This is a genomic window from Candidatus Hydrogenosomobacter endosymbioticus, assembly GCF_021654655.1.
Taxonomy (GTDB): Bacteria; Pseudomonadota; Alphaproteobacteria; order Holosporales; family GW7; genus Hydrogenosomobacter; species Hydrogenosomobacter endosymbioticus.
The window spans coordinates 310,321-335,973 of sequence record NZ_AP025225.1 but is presented as its reverse complement, the minus strand read 5'-3'; the positions used below and the strand labels follow the sequence as shown (position 1 = coordinate 335,973).

18 protein-coding genes are annotated in these 25,653 nt (G+C 40.9%); 9 read left to right on the top strand and 9 right to left on the bottom strand.

Features of this window, described 5'->3' with window-relative positions; translation table 11 throughout:
* Positions 1-153: 153 nt before the first annotated feature.
* The 4 genes from HYD_RS01555 to lon form a co-directional block, all read right to left on the bottom strand.
* Entirely contained in the window at positions 154-999 is an 846-nt protein-coding gene (locus HYD_RS01555) for a hypothetical protein (protein ID WP_236865657.1), read from the bottom strand.
* A 10-nt stretch (positions 1,000-1,009) separates the two neighbouring features.
* Positions 1,010-2,101, bottom strand: coding sequence for a hypothetical protein (locus HYD_RS01550; protein ID WP_236865656.1), 1,092 nt, complete (start codon positions 2,099-2,101; stop codon positions 1,010-1,012).
* Positions 2,102-2,111: 10 nt separating this feature from the next.
* The gene (locus HYD_RS01545) at positions 2,112-2,780 is read right to left on the bottom strand and encodes a hypothetical protein (RefSeq protein ID WP_236865654.1); all 669 of its coding nucleotides are present in this window, start codon (positions 2,778-2,780) and stop codon (positions 2,112-2,114) included.
* A gap of 167 nt (positions 2,781-2,947) precedes the next feature.
* A complete protein-coding gene (lon, locus tag HYD_RS01540) occupies positions 2,948-5,356 on the bottom strand; it encodes an endopeptidase La (protein WP_236865652.1) in 2,409 nt (802 codons plus the stop codon).
* A 528-nt stretch (positions 5,357-5,884) separates the two neighbouring features.
* On the opposite strand from lon, the gene HYD_RS01535 reads away from it, so the two are divergent.
* From HYD_RS01535 to HYD_RS01515, 5 genes are all read left to right on the top strand, one after another.
* Positions 5,885-7,879, top strand: coding sequence for a hypothetical protein (locus HYD_RS01535; RefSeq protein ID WP_236865650.1), 1,995 nt, complete (start codon positions 5,885-5,887; stop codon positions 7,877-7,879).
* A gap of 372 nt (positions 7,880-8,251) precedes the next feature.
* Complete coding sequence (gene groES, locus HYD_RS01530) at positions 8,252-8,563, top strand: co-chaperone GroES (protein ID WP_236865641.1); 312 nt, start codon at positions 8,252-8,254, stop codon at positions 8,561-8,563.
* A gap of 10 nt (positions 8,564-8,573) precedes the next feature.
* The gene (gene groL / locus HYD_RS01525; protein WP_236865639.1) at positions 8,574-10,247 is read left to right on the top strand and encodes a chaperonin GroEL; all 1,674 of its coding nucleotides are present in this window, start codon (positions 8,574-8,576) and stop codon (positions 10,245-10,247) included.
* Between the two features lie 267 nt (positions 10,248-10,514).
* Positions 10,515-11,474, top strand: a complete 960-nt coding sequence (locus HYD_RS01520; protein ID WP_236865638.1) for a DMT family transporter — start codon at positions 10,515-10,517, stop codon at positions 11,472-11,474.
* A complete protein-coding gene (locus tag HYD_RS01515) occupies positions 11,446-12,855 on the top strand; it encodes a M48 family metalloprotease (RefSeq protein WP_236865636.1) in 1,410 nt (469 codons plus the stop codon). Before HYD_RS01520 ends, HYD_RS01515 begins: the two co-directional genes overlap by 29 nt.
* Before the next feature lie 28 nt (positions 12,856-12,883).
* Here the strand turns inward: HYD_RS01515 and tsaE are convergent, their stop codons facing one another.
* The 4 genes from tsaE to HYD_RS01495 all read right to left on the bottom strand — a co-directional run bounded on the left by tsaE (position 12,884) and on the right by HYD_RS01495 (position 16,705).
* Positions 12,884-13,321 (bottom strand): tRNA (adenosine(37)-N6)-threonylcarbamoyltransferase complex ATPase subunit type 1 TsaE, encoded by a 438-nt coding sequence (gene tsaE / locus HYD_RS01510; RefSeq protein ID WP_236865634.1) that lies wholly within the window; start codon positions 13,319-13,321, stop codon positions 12,884-12,886.
* 137 nt (positions 13,322-13,458) lie between these two features.
* Positions 13,459-14,442: a lipoyl synthase gene (gene lipA / locus HYD_RS01505; protein ID WP_236865633.1), complete on the bottom strand. Its 984-nt coding sequence runs from the start codon at positions 14,440-14,442 to the stop codon at positions 13,459-13,461.
* A gap of 229 nt (positions 14,443-14,671) precedes the next feature.
* On the bottom strand, positions 14,672-15,466 hold the full coding sequence (locus HYD_RS01500; RefSeq protein WP_236865632.1) for a hypothetical protein: 795 nt from the start codon (positions 15,464-15,466) through the stop codon (positions 14,672-14,674).
* A gap of 216 nt (positions 15,467-15,682) precedes the next feature.
* A complete protein-coding gene (locus tag HYD_RS01495; RefSeq protein WP_236865631.1) occupies positions 15,683-16,705 on the bottom strand; it encodes a hypothetical protein in 1,023 nt (340 codons plus the stop codon).
* Positions 16,706-16,887: 182 nt separating this feature from the next.
* Between HYD_RS01495 and ffh the strand changes: the two genes are divergently transcribed.
* The gene (gene ffh / locus HYD_RS01490) at positions 16,888-18,264 is read left to right on the top strand and encodes a signal recognition particle protein (RefSeq protein WP_236865630.1); all 1,377 of its coding nucleotides are present in this window, start codon (positions 16,888-16,890) and stop codon (positions 18,262-18,264) included.
* 218 nt (positions 18,265-18,482) lie between these two features.
* Here ffh and HYD_RS01485 read toward each other — a convergent pair whose 3' ends face one another.
* The gene (locus HYD_RS01485; protein WP_236865629.1) at positions 18,483-20,594 is read right to left on the bottom strand and encodes a hypothetical protein; all 2,112 of its coding nucleotides are present in this window, start codon (positions 20,592-20,594) and stop codon (positions 18,483-18,485) included.
* Positions 20,595-20,754: 160 nt separating this feature from the next.
* Between HYD_RS01485 and era the strand changes: the two genes are divergently transcribed.
* The 3 genes from era (at position 20,755) to tgt (ending at position 25,501) form a co-directional block, all read left to right on the top strand.
* A complete protein-coding gene (era, locus tag HYD_RS01480) occupies positions 20,755-21,744 on the top strand; it encodes a GTPase Era (protein ID WP_236865627.1) in 990 nt (329 codons plus the stop codon).
* 168 nt (positions 21,745-21,912) lie between these two features.
* Positions 21,913-24,144, top strand: a complete 2,232-nt coding sequence (locus tag HYD_RS01475) for a transglycosylase domain-containing protein (RefSeq protein WP_236865626.1) — start codon at positions 21,913-21,915, stop codon at positions 24,142-24,144.
* Between the two features lie 151 nt (positions 24,145-24,295).
* Complete coding sequence (gene tgt / locus HYD_RS01470; protein WP_236865624.1) at positions 24,296-25,501, top strand: tRNA guanosine(34) transglycosylase Tgt; 1,206 nt, start codon at positions 24,296-24,298, stop codon at positions 25,499-25,501.
* The last annotated feature ends 152 nt before the right edge of the window (positions 25,502-25,653 follow it).

Genomic DNA, 25,653 nt, shown 5'->3' with positions numbered 1-25,653 from the left:
TGTTGATGATTGATAAATATACGCTTTTATTTACTGTTCGGCAAATTTATGCAATTTGTTTCGCCAGGGTAGGGACAAGTTATTTTCAGGAAAAACAGCGCTGCTTTAAGTGGCGGCAGCGCTGCGCTGTGGGTTTTTGGTTTGGGGTTTAGTTTAATAGATAGTACACATAGCGATAGGGCTCTTACGAACACTGACAGCTTGGCTGCTTGGAGTTTTGCTATCGAATGAATTTTGCCAACCAGAATCATCGCATTTTTCTTTAGATTGCGAACTCTTGTTTTGTTGAGGGGCTCCTGAGATATGTATATCGTTAATTCTTTTACTTTCATATGTGCTATTTTTAGTTTCATTCACCAATAGGCCGAAATTATTTGTTCCAAAATTATTGATCTGAGTTGATGGAATTTTTTCTAGCTCTTCAATTCTTTGTTCTTGAGCTTGTTGTTTAATTTTTGTTTGAGCCAACTCTTCGGCTAAGAGATCGATTCGGTTATCCAAAATATTAAGTTTGCTTACAACATCATTAAATCTGTTTACAGCATAGTTTTCTAAGTCGGAAACTTTTTTTGATAATTCTTTCATTATCATGCCCTGATCTTTAAGATTTTTTTCAATAAACGCCATTTGGCTGTCGTTGTAACTTGGTTTAGTTTTTCCATTAACCTCTTCGTTTCTGTCTCGTGCTATTTTTATAAATTCTTCTATTAGTTTGTCATCGTTTCGATCATTACCGTCATCACGTAGAAGGCTCATTATTTCTTTTGCTGGGCGGTCGGAGTTTATTTTTATCACTAATGTTTCAAGGTGTTCGATACGATCCTTGTTGGATGGAGCAAAATTAAAATAAGGAGTTTTTTTCCCAACTGCTTTAAGCGCATATTCAACATCGGCTACGGTGACCCTAACGCCGAAGCTGGAGGCTGGCGAGCACAGCGCAGCAAAGAAAAACGCGCTCGTAAACAAGAGTTTTATTTTACGTATTTTATTTGTATTCATATTTTATCTCCTAATTGAAAAGGCTCTTTATCCATTTCATTGTTGTGCTAAACCAACCGCCAGATTCCTCAGATGTCTCGTGCTGATCATTGGTGTTTGTTTTGCTATGCAATGGTATGTTACCTGTATTACCTTCTAGTGTGTGGTCTAATGAACAATTTTTTGGTTGAGTTATTAATGTGCCAGAATTACTAAAAGTGATGTCTCCCATTTTGATGTTAATAAGGGGTTTTTGTTCTTGCACTTCGTGTTTCTCGCATTTTATATGATGAGAAAATTCGTCTTGCATAATAATGTTTGAGAATATTTTTTGTTCTTGCGCTTCGTGTTTCTCTGAGAAAGGCATCTCTCGTGCATTGAATGTATCTTGGGGAAAATGCTGTTTGTTTTTTATTTGATTCAGCTCCAAAATAACAGTATCAATTTTTTCTCGCAGAGCATCTTCACTTTTAATGATTTGCCTTGCATAACCCTCCAGAGGAGTGAATTTTCGCTCTGCATAACCCTCCAGTGTGGTGAATTTTTGTTCTATTTTTGTATATAGAGAAGATAAATTTGATATCTGCGAGCTATAGTCGCTTTCAAGATTTCTCATGTTTATTCCATAGGGTTGGCCTCGAAAGTAATTACGGTATCTGCCTCGAAAATGGTTACAGGATCCGCGTTGAAAAGGGGTTTCCCCAATTATTTCCGCCCTGGCTTCTCTTTTTTTCGCTATTATAGACCTTCTTTTTTCTTTCGCTGTTGCAATCACAGTTATTATTATTTCTAGCCCATAGTCTGTCCCTGAACCCAGGTATAAAGATCGTTGTATTTCTTTTGTTGTCTGTTTGTTATTTATCATCTCAGCCATAATTTCGGATAACCTATGTACGTCATAACATTCATTTGAACTACTATCACGTTCATTTGAACTACTATCACGTTCCCTCAAATAATATTTTCCATTATAATGCTTGTAAGTTCCTACCTTTTCACAAGCATATTCAACATCTTCTGGCCTTACCTTAACACCGAAGCTGGAGGCTGGCGAGCACAGCGCAACAAAGAAAACCGCACTCGCAAACACGAGTTTTATTTTACGTATTTTATTTGTATTCATATTTTATCTCCTAATTGAAAAGGCTCTTTACCAATTTCATTGTTGTGCTAAACCAACCGCCAGATTCCTCAGATGTCTCGCGCTGATCATTGGTGTTTGTTTTGCTATGCAATGGTATGTTACCTGTATTACCTTCTAGTGTGTGGTCTAATGAACAATCTTTTGGTTGAGTTATTAATGTGCCAGAATTACTAAGAGTGATGTCTCCCGCTGTGAAGTTAAGGTTGGTAGGCAGGTGGTTAAGCTTTTTATATAAAGAAGATAATTGTGTTATTTGTGAGCTCTGCGCCTTAAATTCAGCAAATTGGCTGTCGTCGTATTGGAATTGGGAGGATTGTTTGGTTTTTCCATCAATCTCTTCGCGCCTATCTCTTGCTATTTTTATAAATTCTTTTATTATGTCGTCATCGTTTCGTTTGTTATCGCCACATTCTAAAAGAGAAGCTATTTCTTTTAGAGGTCTATCCGTGTTTATTCTGATTGCCACCGTTTCTAGATAGTTGTTACGAGATTGGTTGTTCTTACTCTCATCAAAATAGCGAGTGTATTTCCCCACCGCTCTACAAGCATATTCAACATCTTCTGGCCTTACCTTAACACCGAAGCTGGAGGCTGGCGAGCACAGCGCAACAAAGAAAACCGCACTCGCAAACACGAGTTTTATCTTCTGTGTATTCATATTTATCTACCAAATTCTAAGAAAAACAACGGTTTTCATGATTGCATAATTTTTGAATAATTTCAATAATATAATGAAACGTTTATAGGTCCCGGATAGTTACAAGAGGGACGAGTGTATGAATACAGGAGCTGAACTAGAGCCCGGGCCATGTCCTATTACCGATGTTACCGAGCAGCTGCTGAATCGGGAGTGTTGATAGGTTTCTTTCTGGATTTGTGGCCGACAGAGTTTCTTGCGTTGCCGCTTTCTGTGAGATCTCGTTTTTTTAGCGAATTTTCTAAAACATCAGATATCGTGGTTATAGGTATTATGTTTAGCTCGCTCTTCACATTTTGAGGGATTTCCTCGAGGTCTTTCATGTTACCAAATGGGATAAGAACATTTTTTATACCATATCTAAGAGCTGCAAGTAACTTTTCTTTCAGTCCTCCGATTGGTAAGACCTTTCCTCTCAGGCTGATTTCTCCTGTCATTGCTATGTCTCCGCGCACTGGGATTCCTGTGAGCGCTGACACCATTGATGCGCACATAGCAACGCCAGCAGATGGCCCGTCTTTAGGAGTTGCTCCCTCTGGAACATGTATATGTATGTCGCTCTTTTCAAATACTGAAGGGTCTATGTTATAATCGGTGGCCTTGTATTTTACAAAGCTTAAAGCTGCTTTTACAGACTCTTGCATCACCTCTCCCAGTTTTCCAGTGCAGACGACGTTTCCTTTTCCAGAGAGAACGAGCGCTTCTATGTATAGTATGTCTCCTCCCATTTCTGTCCAAGCTAGCCCTGTTGTAACGCCGACTTTATCGTCAAGCTCTGAATCAGTATTAACAAACTTCGGCACGCCAGCATATTTGGCTATGTTGCTCCTCGTGATTTTTACAGATTTTGTTCCGTTTAGAATCATTTCTTTAACTGCTTTGCGTGCGAGAGAGGCTATTTCCCGCTCTAGGTTGCGAACGCCCGCTTCTTTACAGTAATTGCGTATGATAATTCGCAGAGCTTCATCGCTTATTGTAAACTCTTTACCCTTAAGCCCGCTTTCTTCTTTTTTTCGCGGAATAAGGTGTTTTTTTGCAATTTCCACTTTTTCGTCTTCCGTGTATCCAGATACCCAAATTATCTCCATTCTGTCGAGAAGAGCAGGTGGAATATTTATAGAATTGGCAGTTCCAACAAACATAACATTAGACAGATCATATCCAACTTCGAGATAGTGATCTTTGAAGTCGAAATTTTGCGACCTGTCCAAAACTTCTAAGAGCGCGTCTGACGGGTCTCCGCGCCAATCTTGCCCAATTTTGTCGAGCTCATCAAGAGCGAATAAAGGATTAGTGGTCTTAGCTTTTTTCATTCCTTGTATTATGCGCCCTGGCATAGCTCCTATATACGTTCTTCTGTGGCCACGAATTTCAGCCTCGTCTTTTATTCCACCTAATGAAAACCGTACAAACTGTCGTCCAGTTGCGTTAGCTATCGATTCTGCCAGAGAAGTTTTTCCAACTCCAGGTGGCCCCACTAGGCAAAGGACAAATCCTTGAGTTTTTTCTGTTCTATTTTGTACAGCGAGAAACTCTAGTATTTTTTCTTTTACTTTATCAAGACCATAGTGTTCCTTATTGAGAATAGAATGTGCTTTAGTCAGGTCTTTGCACAGTGTGGTGGGCTTGTCCCAGGGTAAGCTTAAAATCCAGTCAAGATAATTTCTAATAACGGTTGCTTCTGAAGACATAGTGTTCATATAGCGCAGCTTTTTTAGTTCGGAGAGCGCCTTTTCTTTTGCCTCAGGAGACAGCGTAGCTGCGTTTATTTTATCTTCAAGTTCTGACAGTTCATTGCGCGACGTTCCGTCCAAGTCTCCGAGTTCATTATCGATTGCTTTGCGCTGCATCTGAAGCACATACTCTTTCTGCTGTTTTTCAAGGTCGTCTTTTACCCTGTTCCATATTCTGCGTTGTACGTGAGCGACCTCTATTTCAACTCCAAGATAGCTGAAGACAAGCTCTAGTCGTTGGTTGAGCGACACGGCCTCCAAAATTTCCTGTTTCAGCTCTAGGCTCATTAATAGGTGGGACGATATTATGTCTAGCATGCGTTCTGTGTTTTTTATTTGCGATATAGAAGATAAATTTCCTAGCTCATTTTTTTTATTTATTTTTACATATTGTTCTAGTTCTGTCAGAAGGAGCCGTCGCAACGCTTCCACCTCTTTTTCATCTTCTACTACTGTTTCCATTTCGCTACACATTGCTGTGAACAGGCTGGATCCTTCAAAATCGTAATTTTGCGAGATAAATGCTCTTTTTTTTCCGTCTACTAGAGCTTTAACGCTTCCATCTGGAAGGCGAGTTATTTGTACGATTGACGCAAGGGTGCCTACACTGTATACGTCTGATATCGCGGGGTTGTCCATTCTCGCTGATTTTTGAGTTACGAGCAATACCATCTCTCCTTTGTCTGCTGCGGCCTGAAGAGACGCTATGGATTTATCGCGCTTGATGAACAGCGGCGCTACGGCTCCTGGGAACACAACTAAATCTCGGAGTGGCAGAGCAAAATAAGCGGAACACTTTTTCACAAAAACAAAGCAACAAGCAAAGTTCACGGCAGCATTATCTCATAAACCGTGAGCTTTAACAAATGTCGACAGCTCGGCGTCTCTTTTGACCTGAATCGGTTGAAAGCGCTTCGAAATTTGTACTACAAGGTGTGTACGGTAAGCTGGTTGTTTTTATGTTTATGCTACGTGCATGCCTCTATGGTTTTTTTTTGCTCTATGCGTTTCGCGTGGGCGGAGCTCGATGGTATGGTGCGGGATGTTCAGTATCGTAGAATTGAAAATTTGGAAATCCTTTTCCTGATATTAGGAATTTCTTACAATAAAACAGATTTTTGGAGCAAGGAACTCAACCTAATTGATATTGAAGAATTTTGAGGTATGTTGGGGTTTAACAAGGAGATTTTACTAGTTCACTAAAGCGTCTCCTTAGATAATTAAAGTAAAAAGTTTTTATAAGTCTCTTTACAAAACAGTTGTGATCATATATACCAATTTACAATGGCTGCTATGGTGTGAGCCAATTGTGTTTTGAGGAGGAATTTAGGTATGAATTCGATTAGAAAATCGGTAGCGTTGGCGCTTTTTGGGGCTTTATTTAGCTTTGCTGGCGTTGGTGCGGCGGGACCGAATAGCGAAAGTTTAAGGAAAGCTGCGGGACAATTGTTTGCGGATAGATCTGCCCAATCAAAAGGGTCTGATAAAAAATCAGTTGTGCTCTCCTGTTTTTCAGATGCGTTTTTTAGTGCTCTTTCTAAAATTGACGATGGTGATATCGATAGTTTCCAGATTGATGAAACCCGTCATATTTTGCCAATAGCTCTGGCGGATTACAAAGATCCTAATGGCGGTGTTAGTGTGTTTTTGCAAGAAAATGGCGGTATTGCTCAGTTTATTAGAGATATCTTTCAGCGTGCAGTAGAAATAGAAAAGGTTTCGGGCCGGTCGAAATCTTTTATGACTTTAAGCAAAGTTAATGATGATACGCAAAGCAGACATAAATCTTCTAGGCTACAGTTTCTACAGAGCGAGCCGTTAGGTGCAAATGCTGGTAATGGTCGATTGGTCCAGTGGAGCCAGGATCAACAAATTGGAGATTTAAACCCCATGAGCCAGAAGGGCGGTTATCTGAAGGGGCATCCCAGCGCGGATTTTGGAGATAAACAACGTCTTGGTGCAGAGATCGTGGATGATGGTAGTGATAGGGGTCTTCAAGCTGGGTTTTCTCAACAGCGGAAACTAGGTGCAGATGGGGGGGAGCGTTTCGGGCGGCAGAATGTTCAGTTTGAGAACATGCTAGAGCAGCAGAATGTTCAGCTTGATAACGCGTTATCGCATCAGCAAGAGTCTCTCAAGGAGGTAGAATCTTTGAAACAGCAGAAGTCTCATCTTGAGAGCATGCTAGCGCAGCAGAAGTCTCATCTTGAGAGCATGCTAGCGCAGCAGAAGTCTCAGCTTGATAACGCGTTATCGTTGCAGCAAGAGTCTCTCAAGGAGATAGGATGTTTGAAACAGCAGAAGTCTCATCTTGAGAAGATTGCAGAAGAACAGAAGAATGGTATGGCGCAGCAATTTGCCGCGCAGAATTCAGCGGTTCTGCCGTCAGACATTATCAGAAGATTGGAAATTGTAGAAAAGAAAGATGATTTAGCCAGACAGTATGAGGGGCTAAGCGTCCAATATAAATCTATGTATGATGAAAAATGCAAGCAGATGGGAGATATGGAGGCCTTTTTTAAGGGAAGCTTGAATTCTTTCAAAGAAGAGATTAGCTCTCAGGTTAAAAATGTTTCCGATAAGTTTGATGGTGATTATTCCAAAAGAGTCCGTGAGCTGGAGGGACGCTATAAGGCTTTTGAAGAGCGAATGGCTTCTTTCAATGGCGAGATTAGAGGCGTGGTTGACGGGATTGACAGCAGGGTTTCCGAGTTTGGATCTTCGTTACAAAACGTTAAACAGGAATGTAATGAGTATATTGTTTTATCTGTTAAAGGTCTAGAAGATCTTATACGGCAGAAAGACCTGGAAATGACGGAATTTGAGAAAAGAATGGAGGCTGCGTCTTTAGAAAGGGATCGAACTGCTTCTGATCGGGCTAGGATGGACCTTGATAATACTGACAAAAAAATTCAACGACTGTCTGGTACTATGGATAGTGTTAATGGAACTTCGGCCGAATTGTCACGCGCTCAACGGCAGTTGTTTGAAGATGTTGCCGCTTTAGATAGAAAGATTATTGAACAGTCAAATACGTTTAATCAACGATATGGCGAGTTATCTGAAAGAGCTTCAATTTTAGAACAGAGCAATAATGAATCGGCGATTCGTATCGGTTCGTTGGAACAGGAAAACTTGCGATTGGCCGATATGGTTAGAGGTAGAGCTGAAACGGAGACGAATCAACTTATGTCACAAGCGAATCGGATGCTTAAAGTTAAGGCACCAAGTGATAAAGTGCAAGGTACTCAGGGGCAGCAGTTTAAAAGGCCATATGGTTCCGATAGAGATCAGGACCCGTATTTAGGTGCTCAGAACAAAAAGTAAGGAAGAACTATGACTGATAAATAGGAAACATACAGCTCTAAACCTAGGAGACTGTGGTTCCTGTTGCCCTGCCCGCGGAAGAGTGTGGCAGGGTTTTTTTGTTTTGCGCGGAGGCGGTGTGTTTAATAATGGCTTTGTGCGGTATATGGGTCGGTTTTATAACTCTGCGGCGGTGGAAATTGACCTAAATTTAGCTCTAGGTGTGGTTTTGAGTTTTGTTTTATGCTGAAGAGAGAAGGGGCGCTATGGCGGGTGTAAAGATGGCCGGTTTTATAGCCCTGCAACTTCTATTGCCAACGCATTCATAATGTGGTAATTATTTAGCAGTCACTTAGCTAAAGTGCTAAAAGTAACATGAAGGAAGGAGGGGATATGTCTAGTGCAAACAGAAGTCTTGAGAATTTCAAACCTTTGCAAGACAGGGTTCTAGTTGAGCGGCTTGAACCTGAGGAAAAGACTGCAGGAGGGATAATAATTCCAGACACCGCTAAAGAAAAACCTATTGAAGGGAAGGTGGTAGCCGTTGGTCCTGGTGCGCGCGCTGACGGCGGTGAGCTCATCGCTATGGACGTTAGGGTTGGAGATATCGTCGTTTTTGGCAAATGGTCTGGAACTGAGGTGAAGTTTGGTGGCAAGGAGTATCTCATCATGAAGAACTCTGACATAATGGCTGTTATAGGATAAGGAGGCGCAGATGGCTGTAAAAGAATTAAAGTTTTCACAAGAGGCTCGAGATAAGCTTCTTGAGGGAGTTAATAAACTTGCGAACGCTGTGCGCGTGACGCTTGGTCCGAAAGGGCGCAATGTTGTACTGGAAAAGTCGTTTGGTACGCCTCGAGTAACTAAAGACGGGGTTACGGTTGCTAAAGACATAGAGCTCGCTGACAGATTCGAGAATATGGGAGCGCAGATGGTTAAAGAAGTCGCTTCTAGAACCGCTGACTACGCAGGGGACGGAACAACGACAGCAACAGTTCTTACGCAAGCGATATTGACAGAAGCCATGAAGGCTGTTGTTGCTGGTATGAATCCGATGGAGGTTAAGCGCGGAATCGATGATGTTGTGAAAATGATAGTGGAGGAGCTGAAGAAAAATAGTATCACTGTCAAGAACGATAGCAAAGCTATACGTCAGGTAGCCACTATTTCTGCAAACGGAGATGATGAAATCGGCGATATAATAGCTAAAGCAATAGAAAAAGTTGGCTGTGAAGGCGTAATTACTGTGGAAGAGGCGAAATCTTGTGAAACGGAACTGGATATCGTCGAAGGTATGCAGTTTGATAGGGGATATATCTCTCCATATTTTGTTACTAATCCAGAGAAGATGATTTGCGAGCTCGACAGTCCGTATTTTCTTCTGTTCGACAAAAAGATAAGTTCGATTCAGCCCATATTGCCGATTTTGGAAGCTGTAGTTCAATCTGGTAGGCCGCTTGTAGTTGTCGCAGAAGACATAGAGGGAGAGGCTCTGGCTACTCTTGTGGTGAACAAGCTGCGCGGAGGGCTTAAGGTCGTAGCTGTGAAAGCTCCTGGTTTTGGAGATAGAAGAAAAGCTATGCTTGAAGATATAGCTATACTCACAGGTGGGCAGGTCATATCGGAAGATATTGGCGTGAAGCTAGAGAATGTTCGTGTGGATATGCTTGGGCATGCTAAGAGGATAGTAGTTGATAAAGAGACAACAACCATAGTTGAAGGTGGGCTTGGGAAAACCAAGGATGCCATTTCTGGAAGGTGCGAGCAAATTAGGCGTCAGATAGAAGATACCACGTCTGATTATGATAAAGAGAAGCTTCAGGAAAGGCTGGCTAAATTGTCTGGTGGAGTTGCTGTGATTCGCGTAGGAGACGCCACTGAAACTGCCGTCAAAGAAAAAAAGGATCGCGTTGAAGATGCAAAATTTGCGACTAAAGCGGCGCTTACGGAAGGCATAGTTGCTGGCGGTGGGTCTGCTCTTATTTCTGCGGGTAGAGCGGTTTCTAAATCTATAGAGGGTAAGTCGTTCCGCTCTAAGGATTATGAATTTGGCATGCAGATAATAATGCGAGCTATAGAGTATCCCGCTCGATATATAGCAGAAAACGCTGGTCTTGAAGGCGGGGTTGTTGTCAATAAAATAAAGGAAAGTGGTGATAAAAATTTTGGCTACGACGCGCAAAATGAGGTTTATTGCGACATGATCAAAGCAGGAATAGTAGATCCTACGCAGGTTGTTAGAATGGCTTTACAGAACGCTGCTTCTATCGCCTCTCTTATGGCTACAACAGAGGTTATGAGCTCGGAGAAGGTTGAAAAGCAGACTGGTGTTGGTTCTGGAGGCGGCGGATATGGTCCGCACGGAGGTATGGGAGGAATGGACTTTTAAATCGAAAAACTTTCGCTATTAATTTTTAAGCGAAAAGCGGACGCGGTTTGTGCTGTGTCCGCTTTTTTTGTTGTTCGCTGTATGAGATACGGTGTATTGACGGTAATAATCGGTTACTGTATAACCCATGTGGGTGACGCAGCCGCCGAACTGTAAAGTAATAAAAACCTGCGCGTCGTGTGATTTGCGAATGGTTTATTGGGAGTTCTGGTGGTGGGTTGATGTAAAGTAATCAGTCCGCTTTGTCCCCGTGCAGAGCGGCGTACTGTGAGATGCTATATTGGTACTGGTGTTGTTTCTGTAGTTTCTGAAGAGGTGTTAGTGATGAGTGCATTTGATTTTAAGAAGTCTTTGTATTTCCGAGGCGCGATGTGGCGGGTTTTTTCTTCTCTCAGCTTTGCGTGCGTGAACGTTCTACTCAAAAAGCTTGGGCAGGAAGTTTACGTCCTTGAAATAGTTTGTTTGCAGTTTTTGTTTGGTTTTTTGTTTATGCTGCCGATTGCTAGGACGGTGCCAATACATTTGTTTAAAAACAAGGCGTGCGTTGCAATAGGGTTATGTGCTTCTATAAGCCTTGCTGCTTGGGGATATTCTATGAAAAATATTCCAGTCGTGAATGTTGTCTCGTTCGGGTTTCTTGGATCTATATTCACGGCTATGGGCGGAATATTTATATTTAAGGAAAGAGTTAATTGGCTTCGAGCGTCTTCCATAGTTCTTGGAATTATAGGAGGCGCTATAGTTGCTCATGGGCAGTGTTTAGAGAATATCGATTTTTCTGTGGAGCAAAAAGCGGCTTATATATTGCTTCCTCTTATTTCTGTGAGCTTTTTTAGTGCTTTAAGCCTTGGGTCAAAGTATCTTGTGCAGAAAATGCCACCATCCCATACTACGGCGTTTATTATGATGAGCATATGCGTATTTTCATCTTTAAGTCTGCCATTTTGGTCTGTGCCAACGATGACGCAAGTTGGGTGGCTTGTTTTTCTTGGAATTTTTACTGCTTGCGCGTATGAAGGCGCTAATAGGGCTTTGCATGTTGCCGATGTCACATTCCTTATGCCCCTTGGGTCGATAAGGGTTGTTGCGAGCGCGCTTTTGGGGTTTTTATTATTTTCAGAAGTGCCGAGCGTGTTGGTTGGTATAGGATCATTTGTTATACTAACCGCCGTGTTTCTGCTTTCGGCATCTGTCAAATATGGAAAACGTGAAAAAGTTATTATCTGATTTTTGTGGTAGGGTGGTGGCATATTTTTTTGCCTTCGCTTTCTCTGTTGTGTTTTATCACGGGTGTGCTTTTACTTTCCCTATAAAATTTGCAGACGGGGACATACTTACAGACTCTGAAGTTCAGGAAGTTTTGAAGCTATTCATAGATCCTATGGTTAGAGCAAGCGGCACTAAGCAGAAGATCCAATTTTTTCTCGTAAACTCTGCGCACGTTAACGCTATGGCGTCCGACACCAACATATTTATAAATGTTGGACTTATAGAGAAGTCTTCATGCGCAGAAGAACTCATTGGTGTTTTAGCTCATGAAATCGGCCACATAGTTTGCAATCATTCGATACAAATGCTTGAAGCCGCGAAAAATTCGCGCTCAAAAAGCGTAATCCCAATTCTTATAGCTGCAGTTGTAGCTGGCATTACGAAGGATGTTAGCGCTTTGGGGCAGGGATTTATTATGGCGAATGATGTGCATTCGTTATCTCTGTGCGGATTCTCTCGAATGCAAGAGTCTGCGGCTGACCAATTTGCTTTGTCTGTTCTCAAGAAAATTTCATGGCCGACCTCAGGCTTGGAAAGATTCATAGGATATATCGCAAAGACAGAGAGGTCAGACGACCAAAACATATATTTTCGTACTCACCCCGTCAGCAGCGAACGTCTTCAGCACATGAAAAAAAACCCGTATTTAGAGCAAAAAGACATAAGCAAGAATACTAAATTACCAAAAAATTTCGAGCAATTATTTCAAATTATAAAAACGAAAATTACAGCGTTTACTTCTCCGGTGTCAGATGCTATGCAGGCCGTACAAAACCTAAAAGTAAATGGAGATTTCAAAAATTATGGGATGGCGATAGTTAATTTTAGGCTTGGAAACACTAGATGCGCTCTGGAAAGTCTAAATAAATTTGAAATGTCTGCTGGAGGGGCTTTTAATAAACCATTTATACAGGAAATTAGAGCGCAAATACTTTTTGAGGCTGGAAAAATGCACGATGCGATTAGAGAAATTAAACTGGCTCTCGAATCCCGTAGGTCTGACCAGTACATGATACAAGGAGCCGCTAGGATAATGGTAGAGTCTAATTGCGTAGACGATATTTCGTCCGCAATACGAAACATAGAGCGGGTTTTATTTATTAAAGGTTCTGATATGGATGCGTTCACTTGGCAGCTTTTGGGAAGGGCATATGGAAAGCTCAATAATCATGGAAGAATGCGTGCGTGCTTGGCAGAATTTTATGCTGCTTCCGGAGATATAGATAGGGCAAGAAAGGAAGCAGAAACAGCTGTCAAAAAGCTGCCAAAAAGCGATGTTTACTATAAACGCGCAAGAGAGATTATGGAAATTCTGCCAAACAGCATCGACTATAGATAAGTATTTGAGAGGTAAAATGATTCTAGATCTAGGTTGGCAATTCTCCGGCGTTGGCAGTTCGAGTCCCGTCTTTATTCATTGAAAACTCTACGAATAGTCGGCGCGTTCCATAAAAAAGGTTTTCTGCTATTTGCGGCCACTCCACTATACATATGTTTTTAGAAAATATTTCCGGAAGATATAGTTCAACCAGGTCGCTTTCAGACTCTATCCTATATAGATCTATGTGCCACAATGTTCCAAATTTTTCAGATTCATATGGAAGCATTATCGGAAATGTTGGGCTTTGGAAAAATTGCGTATCGGCTTCTAGCTCTTCGAGAAGGAATTTTGTAAATGTAGTTTTTCCGCTACCAAGTTGGCCTTTGAGCAAGACTGCGCATGGAGAGCTTATAAGGCGCGCTATTTTTAATGCGAGCGTTTTTGTATCTTGAACACTGTTTATTTGAATTGTGCTATTGCGCATGATTTTTTGAAAATAACGTGTGCGCTTAATGATATCATATGCCTTTAGTTTGATTTTTTTGCAATATCAGACCTGAGCTATAAATGCGAACCAACAGATGCGAGTTATTGAGGTGGCGCATGGTTTTTAGAGATGCGTTAGGCTGTAAGTGAGCTGCCATATTTTTTTTGAGTTGATGAGATTTGTAAGCCGCTTCGCGCAGCTACTAGTTTTTCAAAATCTTTATCTGCGTGGTATGATGAGCGAGTTAGGGCCGACGCAGACACCATTAAAAATCCTTTTTCAATAGAGAGCTTTTTTATGTTTTCAAACTCTGCTGGTGACAGATATCTATCTACTGGGGCGTGGGCTTGGCTTGGTCGAAGATATTGTCCTATAGTGATGAAATCCACATGATGTTTGCGCAGATCGCATATGGTCTCTTCTATTTGCTCATCTGTTTCTCCGAGACCAACCATGAGCCCTGATTTTGTGAACACCTTTGGCATGATCAGTTTTGCTTCTTGTAGTAGCTTTAGGGAATGTCTATAACTTGCTCCTGGTCGGACTATGCCAAACAACCTTTCTACAGTCTCTATGTTGTGGTTAAAAACATTAGGTTCAGCGGTCGCTATAATTTCTAGGGCTCCAGGCTTGTTTAGGAAGTCTGGAACCAAAATTTCTATGGTTGTTTTTGGCGATAACGTGCGCACACAAACTATTACGTCGCGAAACGCACTGGCCCCTCCATCTGGAAGATCGTCTCTTGTTACAGAAGTTATTACAACGTGCCTCAAGCCAAGTCCTACAACAGCGTTAGCTATTTTCTCTGGCTCTTTGGGGTCGACAGGAGACGAAGGGCATCCTTTTTTTATATTGCAATATGTGCACCTTCTGGAGCAGGTATCGCCCAGAATCATAAAGGCGGCGTGTTTCCTAGACCAACATTCGCTGATATTAGGGCACTTAGATTCCGCGCAAACAGTTATGATTCCTGCGCACGCCGCTTCTGTTGTTTTCGCGAAGCCATCCGCGCGCACGCGTACTTTAAGCCATTCTGGTTTGTTGCCGCAACGCATTAATTGATAAAACTCGGATAATAAAGACTCTCTGTATGAGTATATCATAGTATGCAAAGCCATCCAAAAGCGTTTTAATGGTAAGGGACTGTCTGTTGTTTTTACATTTTTTCATTTTTTTGTGCTAAGACGGGAGTTTAGTGTTTTTTATGCTGGAGAAAAAAATAATATCATAATTGCTGCGATTGGCGCTAATGATTGTTGTTGTTGATGTGCGCATATCTCGAAATAAACATCAGAGTTCTCTGGCCTATTCGAAACTATGCGCATTGAATATGTTACTAGCGATCATTTATTGTGAATTATATCCATCAAAAGCATGGCTTACTCTTGATGGAAACTGTTGGAGCGTGCCGTAAAAATACTCTCCGCAGGCGTTACATTCGCCGGCTTTGAGGCTGGCTCCGCTGCCGCTGCATTTGTATGTTTTTGTTTTGGACATAAAGGAACTCTTGTCTTTTATGTTTCCCTCTGCTGCGGCCATGATGCAGGCCTGGCTGAGGTAGTTTTGTATTTCTCCTTTTTTCTTATAGTTTGCGCTTTCTGCAAGGATTTTTTTTATTTTTTCTGAGGCGACCGGAATATTGTTCTTGTTGTCTATGACGTTGTTGATGTCGATGCCTCCGTGCATTACGCATGCAGATATAGCGTTTAGCATACCTGGGTGAGATGGGTGTCCGCCAAGCCCGATTACGTCTATTTTATGCCATTTTTTTGGTACTATATAAGAGGCCTTTCCGTCTTTGCAGAATACTGTGAAAGAGGCATTTTGCACCTGTTCCTGCCTCTCTTGCTCTTGCTGTGCGAGTTGTTGTTCTCTAAAAAGCCTAGTGCGTTCTAAAAGTTGCTCAGAAAGCGCGATCTGTTGTTTGGAGTGGTCTGCTATCTGATTAAGAGCATCTCCTCTTTTTTTTAACTGATTTTGTTTTGGACTCAGCTGTTTTTCTTCTTCTTCTTGTTTTTGTTGTTGATATGTTAACTCTGTTGGTTGTTTTTTATTTTTTTTGCCAAACATGTCTAAAAATTTTGACGCGCTGCAGTTTGACGCCAGAATTAGCGCTAGAAGTGTTGCTGAAATTTTTTTCATAATAGGTAGTGGTTTTTTATTTATAGATTAATTTTATAATAAAAGAATTTATTTTTTATTAGCTTTATATATAATGGCGTAAATATAGTCGCTGTTAAATATAATTTCAGCGCAGAGCTTAGAGCGATTTCTGACGTCAAAGTTGCGCTGTAAAGTGATGGTGATACTGGATGGTATCGTGTATTTTTGTTTTATTAATTATATTAATTATATTAATTATGCTTTATAGCCACTGGAGGAAGCGGTGTATCCTTTGAATGCATTGTTTACTTCAAATGGAGACTTTTTTATCGAGTCTAAAAATTGAGCACAGTTTTTGCATTGTCCTTCTGATAGATTTTTCCCGCTACCTTCGCATACAAATTTACCGACGGTATTGTCGAAATTGACGTTTCCCTCAAATGCAGCTGCTAAACATTCTTTGCTAACTTTTAGCCCATTTTTTTTATAACTGGCGCTTTCCTCAATGATCTTTTTTATTTTTTCTTTGTTTACGGGTATAGTGTTTCCGTTTTCGTTGTCTAGTATTTTGTCTGAGTTCACCCCTCCGTGTTGCGCGCACGATACTATGACGTTTAGCATACCAGGATGTGATATGTGTCCGCCAAGCCCGATTATGTCTATTTTATGCCATTTTTTTGGTACTAGAAAAGCGGTTCCGTCGTTGCAGAATGCTGTAAAAGACTTTGAGCGGAGATCTTTTTCGCTAATAATTTTTTTTGAAACGAGCGACGCTATAAGATGCTCTCTGGATTTGATATCTTTTGGTGTAATTTTTATTGGATGATCCTCTTCTTCATAACCATAGGCATTGTCTGAACCGGCTATCGGACCGTTACTGTCGGGTTTTTCAGGAATATAAAAAGACTGTGAGAGCTTATCAGCTATGCGTGGGTTATGTGTATTGTCATCGTTATTGGCGATATTGGCATTATTGGCATTATTGGCATTATTGGCATTATTGGCATTATTGGCATTATTGGCATTATTGGCATTATTGGCATTATTGGCATTATTGGCATTATTGGCGTTATTGGCGTTATTGGCGATATTGGCATTATTGGCATTATTGGCGTTATTAGCATTATTGGCGTTATTGGCATTATTGGCGTTTTGCCCCATCAATTCGTTAAAAATCCGCAGGTCTTCTTTATCAAACCCTTCACGTTTGACTGTTATCTTCGCGTAAGACGTTGGCGCAAGCATAAATATAAAAAATGTTATTATTGATTTTTTCATGGTTTTTATAGTTTTTATGGTTTAGATTTCTATTTTACAAAGAAAAAATTAATTTTTGCTTTTATGTTGGTTTTTCTTAATTCTATGCTAGTATGTGATTTTGCTATGTTGCTTCATATTAAAGAGTGCCAGAGGCTCATTTGTAGCTATAATATACAAATGATCTCTCTTGGAAGTATTTGATGTTCGATTCGCTTGGGAAAAAACTTGGGGATATATTCAGCAAAGTAAGAAATAAGGGAGCTCTTACTGAAGCCGATATAGACTCTGCTATGCGCGAAATAAGGGTAGCTCTTTTAGAGGCTGATGTGGCTATATCTGTAGCTAAAGAGTTTATAGAATCTGCTAAAGAAAAAGCATTGGGAATGAAAATTATAAAAAGTGTTAATCCGGCGCAGATGGTTGTAAAAATAGTTCACGACCAGTTGATTAAGACAATGACTCATGATGAAAGCTCTTTTCGCGTAAAAAATAGCCGTAGTGGCGATCCGGCTGTGATCATGATGGTTGGGCTTCAGGGAAGCGGTAAAACTACGATGAGCGCCAAATTAGCGTTTTTTCTGAAAAAAAATTACGGAAAAAAGAGTATGATGGCATCTGTTGACGTGTATCGTCCAGCGGCCATGGAGCAATTAGAAGTTTTGGGAGCCCAAATAGGTGTTGACGTTTTTCAAAGCGAGTCAGGAGCTTCTCCTGTTGGCATAGCTAAAATCGCTCTAGAAAAAGCCAGGGGCGGAGCGTATGACATTTTGATTGTCGATACAGCAGGAAGGATGCAGGTTAATGAAGGGCTTATGGAAGAGGCTCGAAGTTTGAACAAAGCTCTTTCGCCAGTTGAAACTTTGTTTGTGGCAGATTCACTTTCTGGCCAAGACATCATATCCACAGCAAATGCATTTAATGATTCTGTTGGGCTAACCGGTGTGTGTTTGTCGCGTGTCGATTCTGATGGAAGGGGCGGCGCCGCTCTCTCTGTTAGAGCGGTCACGGGAAAACCGATAAAATTGCTTGGAGTTGGAGAAAGGCCAGATCAAGTGGAAGAATTCTCTCCTTCTCGGATTGCGGACAGAATACTGGATATGGGTGATATAGTTGGGCTTGTGGAGACTGCTGCAGAGGCTGCATCGAAGGAAGACCAGATTAAAGAGTTTTCTTCTATGCAAAAAGGTGTATTTACGCTCGACGATCTTGCAAAAAAGATTCTCCAAATAGAAAAAATAGGTGGTATAAAGGGGCTTTTAGGTTCTCTTCCAGGAGCGCGCAGGATAAAAGAGAAAATTGGAGATAGAATAGAGAACGCTTCTTTTAAGTCTCAGCTTGCAATAATTTCGTCAATGACTAAGAAAGAGCGAAAATTTCCAGAAACACTTAACGCTTCCAGGAAAATTCGTATAGCGGCTGGAAGCGGTACGTCTGTGCAAGAGATAAACAGGCTATTAAAACAGTTTCAGGCAATGAAAAAGGCTATGAAGCAAGTCGGGAAAATAGGACGAGAGATTGAATTAGCTCCTGAGTCTAAGAGAGAAATGATGATCAAAAAATTTCGCAGGGGAGTTTAGGTGACATCTGTTTTATAATTACTGTTGCAATCGATATCTAGCGTCTAGAGTCATCCTGGAATTTGTTTGAGTTGTAAGTTGCGCAGAAATTTTAGCTTTGTGGGTGTTATTGATCTGATACGGTAAATCAAAATCCCTGTATAAAAAACAAGGCGAGCGCGCTCAATTGTTGATGCGCCGCCTTGTATACACACAGTTACCAAATATTGCTTCTACAACTATTTGGCGCGATTTAATGCTTTTTGGATTATGCCGTCAATGATTTGCTTCGAAGGCCCTTCTTTGCCTCTATCCAAAAAATAATTTTTCCACTGATAGAGAGCAGATATAGCCAATGCTTTGTCTCCGCTCATAGACATTGGAATTCCTAGAGTTCTTGAAAAATTCATAGGAGCATCTGATTCTAGTTCTTTTTCAAATCTTCCCAGGTTTGCTAGTTCCAAGTTTGCTATTGTAGTCTGGGTGGCGGAATTTTCGTTTTCTAAGTCTTCTGCTATGTTTGAAGGTCTTATTTCAGAAAGTAATTCTTCTGATGAAGAGTCGGTTTGCGTAGATACAATCATTTTAGCGCTGTTTATTTTTTCCATCACTGGTTTTTGTATTTCTTTTGGAAGGCCGCTGTTTCTGATTTCTTGTCCGCAAATTTTAGCTAGAAGTACAGTTTCTCGTTGTAAATCTTTACCTGAAATTACTGCGGCTTTTGCTCTGTCTATTCCGAGTATTTTATAAACATCATCTGAGTTGATGACAGTTCTTAGCTCTCCGCTTACTTTAGCATCTTTGTACATTTCAAGATGTTTAGAGTTAGAGACTATATTTGATGCGGCGCTAAAATATCTCACTATGTTTTTTTGTGGCGATGGTTTAATAATCTTAAAAGCTTTTTCTTCCACTATTTTCGCGACCTGGTCTATTTTTGACGCAGAGCTACTGTTAAAAGCTTCTATAATTTCCGGTCTGACTTCTTCTATTATGACATTTTGACTTTTTAAGGTATTTATTTTATTCTCGTTTTCTTTTATTTTTTGCTCTAGTTTATTAATTGTTGCGAGGTCTTGCGCAATTGCGGCGCCTTTAATTGTTTCTGCGTGTTCTTGAGCAAAATCCTCTATTATTCTGTTTATAGGTGTTCCGAAAGTTGCAGTTGATAATTTTTCTTCTTCTTCTTGTTTGTCAAGCATATGAGCCTGCTCTAACATCGGATCATGGAGGTCGATTTTTGAAGAAATAATCTCCTCATGGGCTGGGGCAGCGTGGGCGGTTGCCTTTGAAAGTACATCATTCGTAAGTTGTTCCAGCTTCACCTTTATACTGGCAGGGTCGGCTTTATGAGATGTAATATCAGAGAGCAAGTCCAACATGACTATTGTATGATAAAATCTATCTTTTGAATCAGGTAGTTGCGCTATCATGTCTGATATGTCTGTCATAATTTGTGTGTTTTCTGTATGGTGAAGACCCTGGATAGCATTATGCATAACGGATAAAACCGTTGTTAAAGACTCATTCTCATCGTGGGATATAACTGCTTCCAAAATGTTTTTGTAGAGAAGTTTTTGTATTTCATGGTCTTTTATTAGATTATCTATCATACTAGGAAGGATATTTTTGGCGTATAGTGCAAACATGCCAAGAGCGGTGTCTGAAATATCAGACAGTTGTCGTCTATATGCGCCTAGCTCTGATATTATGGGAAGAGAGCTGGCCGTCTCCATTATGATTGGAGTTTCATCCTGAAAGTCAGGTGTTTGTGTGATTTTATCGGATTTTGTCTGGATGATTGGCATAGGTGCAAGTGGCGCGATAAATGTAGGCTGAGCAATTTGTGTGTGAGAAATTTGTTTTGTCAGTTTTTTATTCTTGCTAAGCAAATTTTTATACGCATTTTTATACTCGATAGGGCAATTTTTTAGCGTACCAGAGGCGGCCCAAGCTTGTTTTGTTTGTCCTTTTTTCAGAAGCTTGCTCACGTTTATCAGAACGTGTGAACATTTTTTGTTAAGCATTTTCCTTTGCATTTTTGACGCAAGCTGCTTTCTTTTTTTGATCTGCTTCTTTTGCATTTTTGACGCGAGCGGCTTTCTTTTTTTGAGCTGCTTCCTTTGCATTTTTGACGCAAGCGGCTTTCTTTTTTTGAGCTGCTTCTTTTGCATTTTTGACGCGAGCTGCTTCTTTTGCATTTTTGACGCGAGCTGCTTCTTTTGCATTTTTTGCGCATATATAGCAGGCCATTGTTTTTCTGGTTTTTTTTTGCTGGGCGTATCGGCAAGAGTATCTTGGAAGCCGTATAGCGCAGACAACGACAAAAGCATAAGTAATAATTTTTTCATGCTATAATATAGTTTCTATTCCATGAAAACATTTTACTTCTATTTGTCAAAAAAATGATTAATATAAAAATAAAAGCTTTGTCTGCTCCGACCAGAATTCGATTGTATATATAAACTAGCGTCATTAGACATAATCGTTATAAAGAAGGATAATGAGCGTGTGGATGGAGGTTTTGCTGAGCATATGGACGCTGGGGACGCTTTTCAAAAAGGGATAGAGCTTGACGGGAAACTAGTAGGGGAGTTTTTTGGGTTTGTTGCAATATTGGGGTTACCCAATGCTGGAAAGTCTACGCTCATTAATTCAATTTTAGGGCAGAAGATTTCTATAGTGTCTAGAAAAAGCAACACAACCAGGACAAAGATTTTTGGCATATTGTCGCGCGGAAATAAACAAATAGCTTTCATAGACACGCCAGGTGTTATTTTTGCTCCAACAGATGTTTTGCAAAAGGTACTTGCTAAATCGGCTTGGACTGGGGCAAGAGATGCGGATATTTGCGTCGTTATCATTGACGCTGTCCGTACAAATTATGAACAAAACTGTAAAATGATTTCTAGGCTTGTTGAAAATAAAAATCGAGTTTTTATAGCGTTCAATAAAACAGATGCTGTAGAAAAGGATTCGTTATTAGAGATCGCTGCTATGTATTCCAAATTTTCTGGAAATATAGAAAAGTTTTTTATGATATCTGGCAAGAAAAACAGCGGAATAGATGATCTTGTGCAAAGCATTTTTGATTGTCTTCCACGCGGAGAGTGGATGTTTCCTGATGGGTATGTTTCGCAAATTACAAAGCAATTCATGGCCGCGGAAATTACTCGGGAGCATATATTTAACTTGCTTCATCAAGAGCTTCCGTATAATTCTAGGGTCGAAACTGAAAGGTGGTATGATCCTGCAGAAAATTCAGATAATGATGGGCGGTTTAGCCATCTTGCTCGTGACGGTATTTCGATATTTCAGACTGTGTTTGTGCAAAAACTGGGCCAGAAAAAGCTTCTTATAGGTAAAAATGGGAGCACGATAAAAAAAATAGGCATGAGAGCTCGAGATGAATTACAAAACATGTGGGGGCATAGTATTCATTTGTTTATTCATGTAAAAGTCGACCGAAATTGGAATAGAAATGTGGAAAGATGCATATAGCTCCAGCGTCCAGATTTTTATGTCGTTGTTGCGTTTACGTTTGGCTCGTCTGATGTACTGATTTTGTTGACGGAGTCTTGTAAATGTATAGAGTTTTTCATAATCTCTAGTGTATATTCTCCTGGAATTGTTGAATGGGTTTGTTGAGCCAGTTATTGTGGCAGTTATATGCTGACGAGATTTAATAAAAGTAACAGCGCGCAGAAGGCGTCATCTAGTAAGAAAAAAAGGCGGTCATTTTCTGTATTGTCGTATGTTCTGAAGTTTTTTGCTATGTGTGCGCTTTGGGGAATTATAGCTCTTATAGCTATTTTTTTCTGGTTTGGATACGACCTCCCGGATATAGAAGAAATAAGCGTGATTCCAAGGCAGCCAAGTATAGCGATACTTGATAGTGATGGAAATACGATTTCTGTGTATGGAGATTTATATGGCCGCAGCGTTAAGGCCGAAGAACTCCCTGCACACGTTATAAATGCTTTATTAGCCACTGAAGACAGAAGGTTCTATAGTCACTTTGGGATCGACATATTTGGTCTCGCAAGAGCACTACTTAGAAATGCAAAAGCTGGATGCGTTGTGCAAGGAGGAAGCACGCTTACTCAGCAGCTTGCAAAAAATTTTCTTCAGTCGAAAAAAATATATTCCACATACGATAGATCTATCAGCAGAAAGATATCTGAAACAATACTTGCATTTCAAATAGAATACACATTCACTAAACAGCAAATACTTACGATGTATTTAAACAGAGTGTATATGGGGGCCGGGGCATATGGTATAGATGCTGCTGCTCGTAGGTATTTTGGTAAGTCTGCGACAGAGCTGGGACTGTACGAATCTGCTGTTCTTGTTGGGTTGTTGCGCGCTCCATCACGGTATTCTCCTGCAAGCAGTTCTGAGAGGGCTGAGGAGAGGGCGAAGCAGGTGCTTCAAGCTATGGTGGACTCGGGCTTTATTTCTGAGGGCGCAGTTGCAGCAATAATGGCTAGGCCAGAGCCGCTTGATGAAGGTGTGAAAATGAGCTCTTCCAGATATTTCGCAGACTGGGTTTTGGATACTCTTCCAGAAGTGATAGACCTTTCAGACGAAGACATAGAAGTTGTCACGACGATTAACACTTCTATCCAAAAAATAGCCGAACAGCAGGCCAGACGTATCATGGAAAAAGTTGGATCTAAATGGAGCGCAGAGCAAGTAGCTCTTGTGGCTCTCAGCCCAGATGGCGCTGTTCGTGCGATGGTTGGAGGACTTGACTATAAGACAAGCAAATTTAATAGAGCTGCTAATGCTATGCGTCAGCCCGGTTCTACGTTCAAGTTTTTTGTTTACCTTGCTGCGTTAGAGCGTGGTTTTTCTCTTGAATCAAAGATTAGCGACACAAAATTTGAATTTGCAGGATGGTCTCCAAAAAATTATAAATACACTTCTTGCGGTGAAATTTCGCTTGCTCGAGCGTTTACTTTTTCCGTGAATGTTGTTGCCGCTAGATTGGCCAGCATAATTGGCGTTAAAAAGGTCATATCTATAAGCAGAAGGCTTGGCATTACTACTCCTCTTCCGCGCAACCTCACAATAGCTCTTGGTACAGGAGAAACCACCCTTCTTCAGATGACTGGTGCATTTGCTTGTATCTCAAATAATGGGACTTTTGCTAAACCCTATGGGATAGCGTTGATAAAAAACAAAGACGGCAAGGTGTTATATAAGTACACGCCATGTGAGAAAAAAGTGCTTGAAAAGGAGGTTGTCGAAAAGATGAAAACCATGATGGCGCAAGTTATCTCTTATGGAACAGGTAGATATGCCGCGATTCCTGGCAAGACAGCATTTGGGAAAACTGGAACTTCTCAGAACTACAAAGACTTGTGGCTTATTGCCATGGTTGATGAGCTTGTTACTGGCGTTTGGTTTGGCAGAGATGACGCGAAACCACTTGAGACGATGAAAGGAGGCAGTCCTGCTAGTCATTTATGGAAGGCTTTCACAGAACGCGCTCTCATCTATATGGAAGACCCGTCAAGCGAGAAATGGGATGAAGACATAAACCCAAGCAATGAAAGAGGTCTGCCTAATATAGAAAAAGACAAGAGCGATAGCGCCGGAGAAAATGGACGAGCTGATGACGGAGATGCTGATGATAATAATGGCTCGAATGAAGAAGACCAGGAAAGTGATGATGAAGCTGATGAGAACAATGATGAGGAAGATGATGCCGGTGATGAGCCAAAGGTTTCTGAAAGGCAAAACTCTTCTAATGAAGAAAAGCATCACAACTATTCTCAAAGTCGAAGCGGCCGAAGCGGCGTATCTTCAGAGAAAAAAGATGTTCCAGCTGCAGGCGGAACAGAGCGAGACAAAGATTTGCTTCGCGATATAGTGAACGGAATGCAAGAGTAACTTCAGACCAAGGCCTTATTATGAAAGTTTGGCTAGATTTATGAAGCGTTGAATACAGGTCGTTTTGGAGGTGATTTTTTGCGTCTATTGTTACTTTTAGTAATCGTTTTTAAAATGAAATCTTAAACGGTTGTGATTGGTGATTTTTAATATGCTTAAATTCGGTGTGTTGTCGACAGATAAAAAAAGTGCTGCGAGAACAGGCATTATTTCAACTGCCCACGGTTCTTTTAAAACTCCTGCTTTTTTATTTTGCGCTACAAAAGCTTCTGTTAAGGGGCTGTCGGCCCAGCAAATGTCAGAAGAGAAGACGCAGATTTTGCTTTCGAATACATACCATCTTATGCTTCAGCCAGGAGAGGACCTTATAGCTAAGGCAGGGGGACTTCATTCTTTCATGGGATGGGATGGCCCGATATTTACAGACTCTGGCGGATATCAAATTTTCTGTTTCGGGCACGGTTCTGTTTCTTGCGAGGTGAAAGGTAAGCGCGGGCTTCAGTTTGGGGTCAGGAAAGCTGGTGTTAGCATAAATGAAACTGGCGCTTCGTTCATATCTTATATAGACGGATCTAGACATACGCTAACTCCTGAACGATCGATTTCTGTACAGAAAAAACTGGGAGCAGATTTGATCTGTGTTCTTGATGAATGCACCCCGTTTAATGTAAGCAAAGAATATACAAAAGACTCGATGGAGATGAGCCATAGATGGGCGAAGCGCAGTATGGATGAGTTTTTTATTGATGACTCTTCTTCGAGGCAGGGGCTTTATGGAATCGTTCAAGGCGGAGTGTATCCAGATCTAAGGAAAGAAAGCGCGTGTTTTGTGGCTTCTATGCCTTTTTTTGGAATTGCTATAGGAGGGTCTTTAGGAGCTTCAAAACCACAGATGTATGAGGTCGTTAATATGGCTATGAGCCATTTAAAGCAAATCGATAAGCCAGTTCATCTTCTAGGGATTGGGGCTGTGCGCGATATATTTAACGGTGTTAAGGAAGGGATAGACACATTTGATTGCGTTGTTCCGACAAGGCTTGGTCGCCATGGATGCGCACTTATAAAATCCAGCTATTGGAAGGACGCACAGGAAGATGTGCACGACCGGGAATACATAAATCTGTCCAAGTCGTGTTTTAAAGAAGATACGAGGCCGATAGATTGTGAGTGCGAATGCGAGACATGTAGGCGTTACAGCAGAGCATATTTACACCACTTGATGAAAGCAAAAGAAATTTTGGGCTTAAGCCTGATCGTGCGCCATAACGTTCGATATATGAACGATTTGATGGGCTGTATAAGGCTGGCCATAGAGTTGGGAAATCTAGAAGAAGAGCGCTCGAAGTGGATGGTATAGATTTATTACTATACGAGTCCGATCTGTTATTAACGTTGCTTTAGATTCGCAGATAAAAATTCATATATGAATGCTGAACAACCGTGGCTTGAGCTATAGAATATTTTTGCAAAATATGGTATAAGGTGCTGTAGTAGGTTTGTTATCTGGTT

Excerpts from the sequence above, each read along its gene's own strand:
- lipA (WP_236865633.1), bottom strand. The coding sequence starts at position 14,442 with ATGGCTTTGCATACTATGATATACTCATACAGAGAGTCTTTATTATCC.
- HYD_RS01555 (WP_236865657.1), bottom strand. The coding sequence starts at position 999 with ATGAATACAAATAAAATACGTAAAATAAAACTCTTGTTTACGAGCGCG.
- groL (WP_236865639.1), top strand. The coding sequence starts at position 8,574 with ATGGCTGTAAAAGAATTAAAGTTTTCACAAGAGGCTCGAGATAAGCTT.
- HYD_RS01475 (WP_236865626.1), top strand. The coding sequence starts at position 21,913 with ATGCTGACGAGATTTAATAAAAGTAACAGCGCGCAGAAGGCGTCATCT.
- HYD_RS01545 (WP_236865654.1), bottom strand. The coding sequence starts at position 2,780 with ATGAATACACAGAAGATAAAACTCGTGTTTGCGAGTGCGGTTTTCTTT.
- HYD_RS01515 (WP_236865636.1), top strand. The coding sequence starts at position 11,446 with ATGGAAAACGTGAAAAAGTTATTATCTGATTTTTGTGGTAGGGTGGTG.
- groES (WP_236865641.1), top strand. The coding sequence starts at position 8,252 with ATGTCTAGTGCAAACAGAAGTCTTGAGAATTTCAAACCTTTGCAAGAC.
- HYD_RS01495 (WP_236865631.1), bottom strand. The coding sequence starts at position 16,705 with ATGAAAAAATCAATAATAACATTTTTTATATTTATGCTTGCGCCAACG.
- ffh (WP_236865630.1), top strand. The coding sequence starts at position 16,888 with ATGTTCGATTCGCTTGGGAAAAAACTTGGGGATATATTCAGCAAAGTA.
- HYD_RS01500 (WP_236865632.1), bottom strand. The coding sequence starts at position 15,466 with ATGAAAAAAATTTCAGCAACACTTCTAGCGCTAATTCTGGCGTCAAAC.
- HYD_RS01535 (WP_236865650.1), top strand. The coding sequence starts at position 5,885 with ATGAATTCGATTAGAAAATCGGTAGCGTTGGCGCTTTTTGGGGCTTTA.
- HYD_RS01485 (WP_236865629.1), bottom strand. The coding sequence starts at position 20,594 with ATGAAAAAATTATTACTTATGCTTTTGTCGTTGTCTGCGCTATACGGC.
- tsaE (WP_236865634.1), bottom strand. The coding sequence starts at position 13,321 with ATGCGCAATAGCACAATTCAAATAAACAGTGTTCAAGATACAAAAACG.
- HYD_RS01550 (WP_236865656.1), bottom strand. The coding sequence starts at position 2,101 with ATGAATACAAATAAAATACGTAAAATAAAACTCGTGTTTGCGAGTGCG.
- tgt (WP_236865624.1), top strand. The coding sequence starts at position 24,296 with ATGCTTAAATTCGGTGTGTTGTCGACAGATAAAAAAAGTGCTGCGAGA.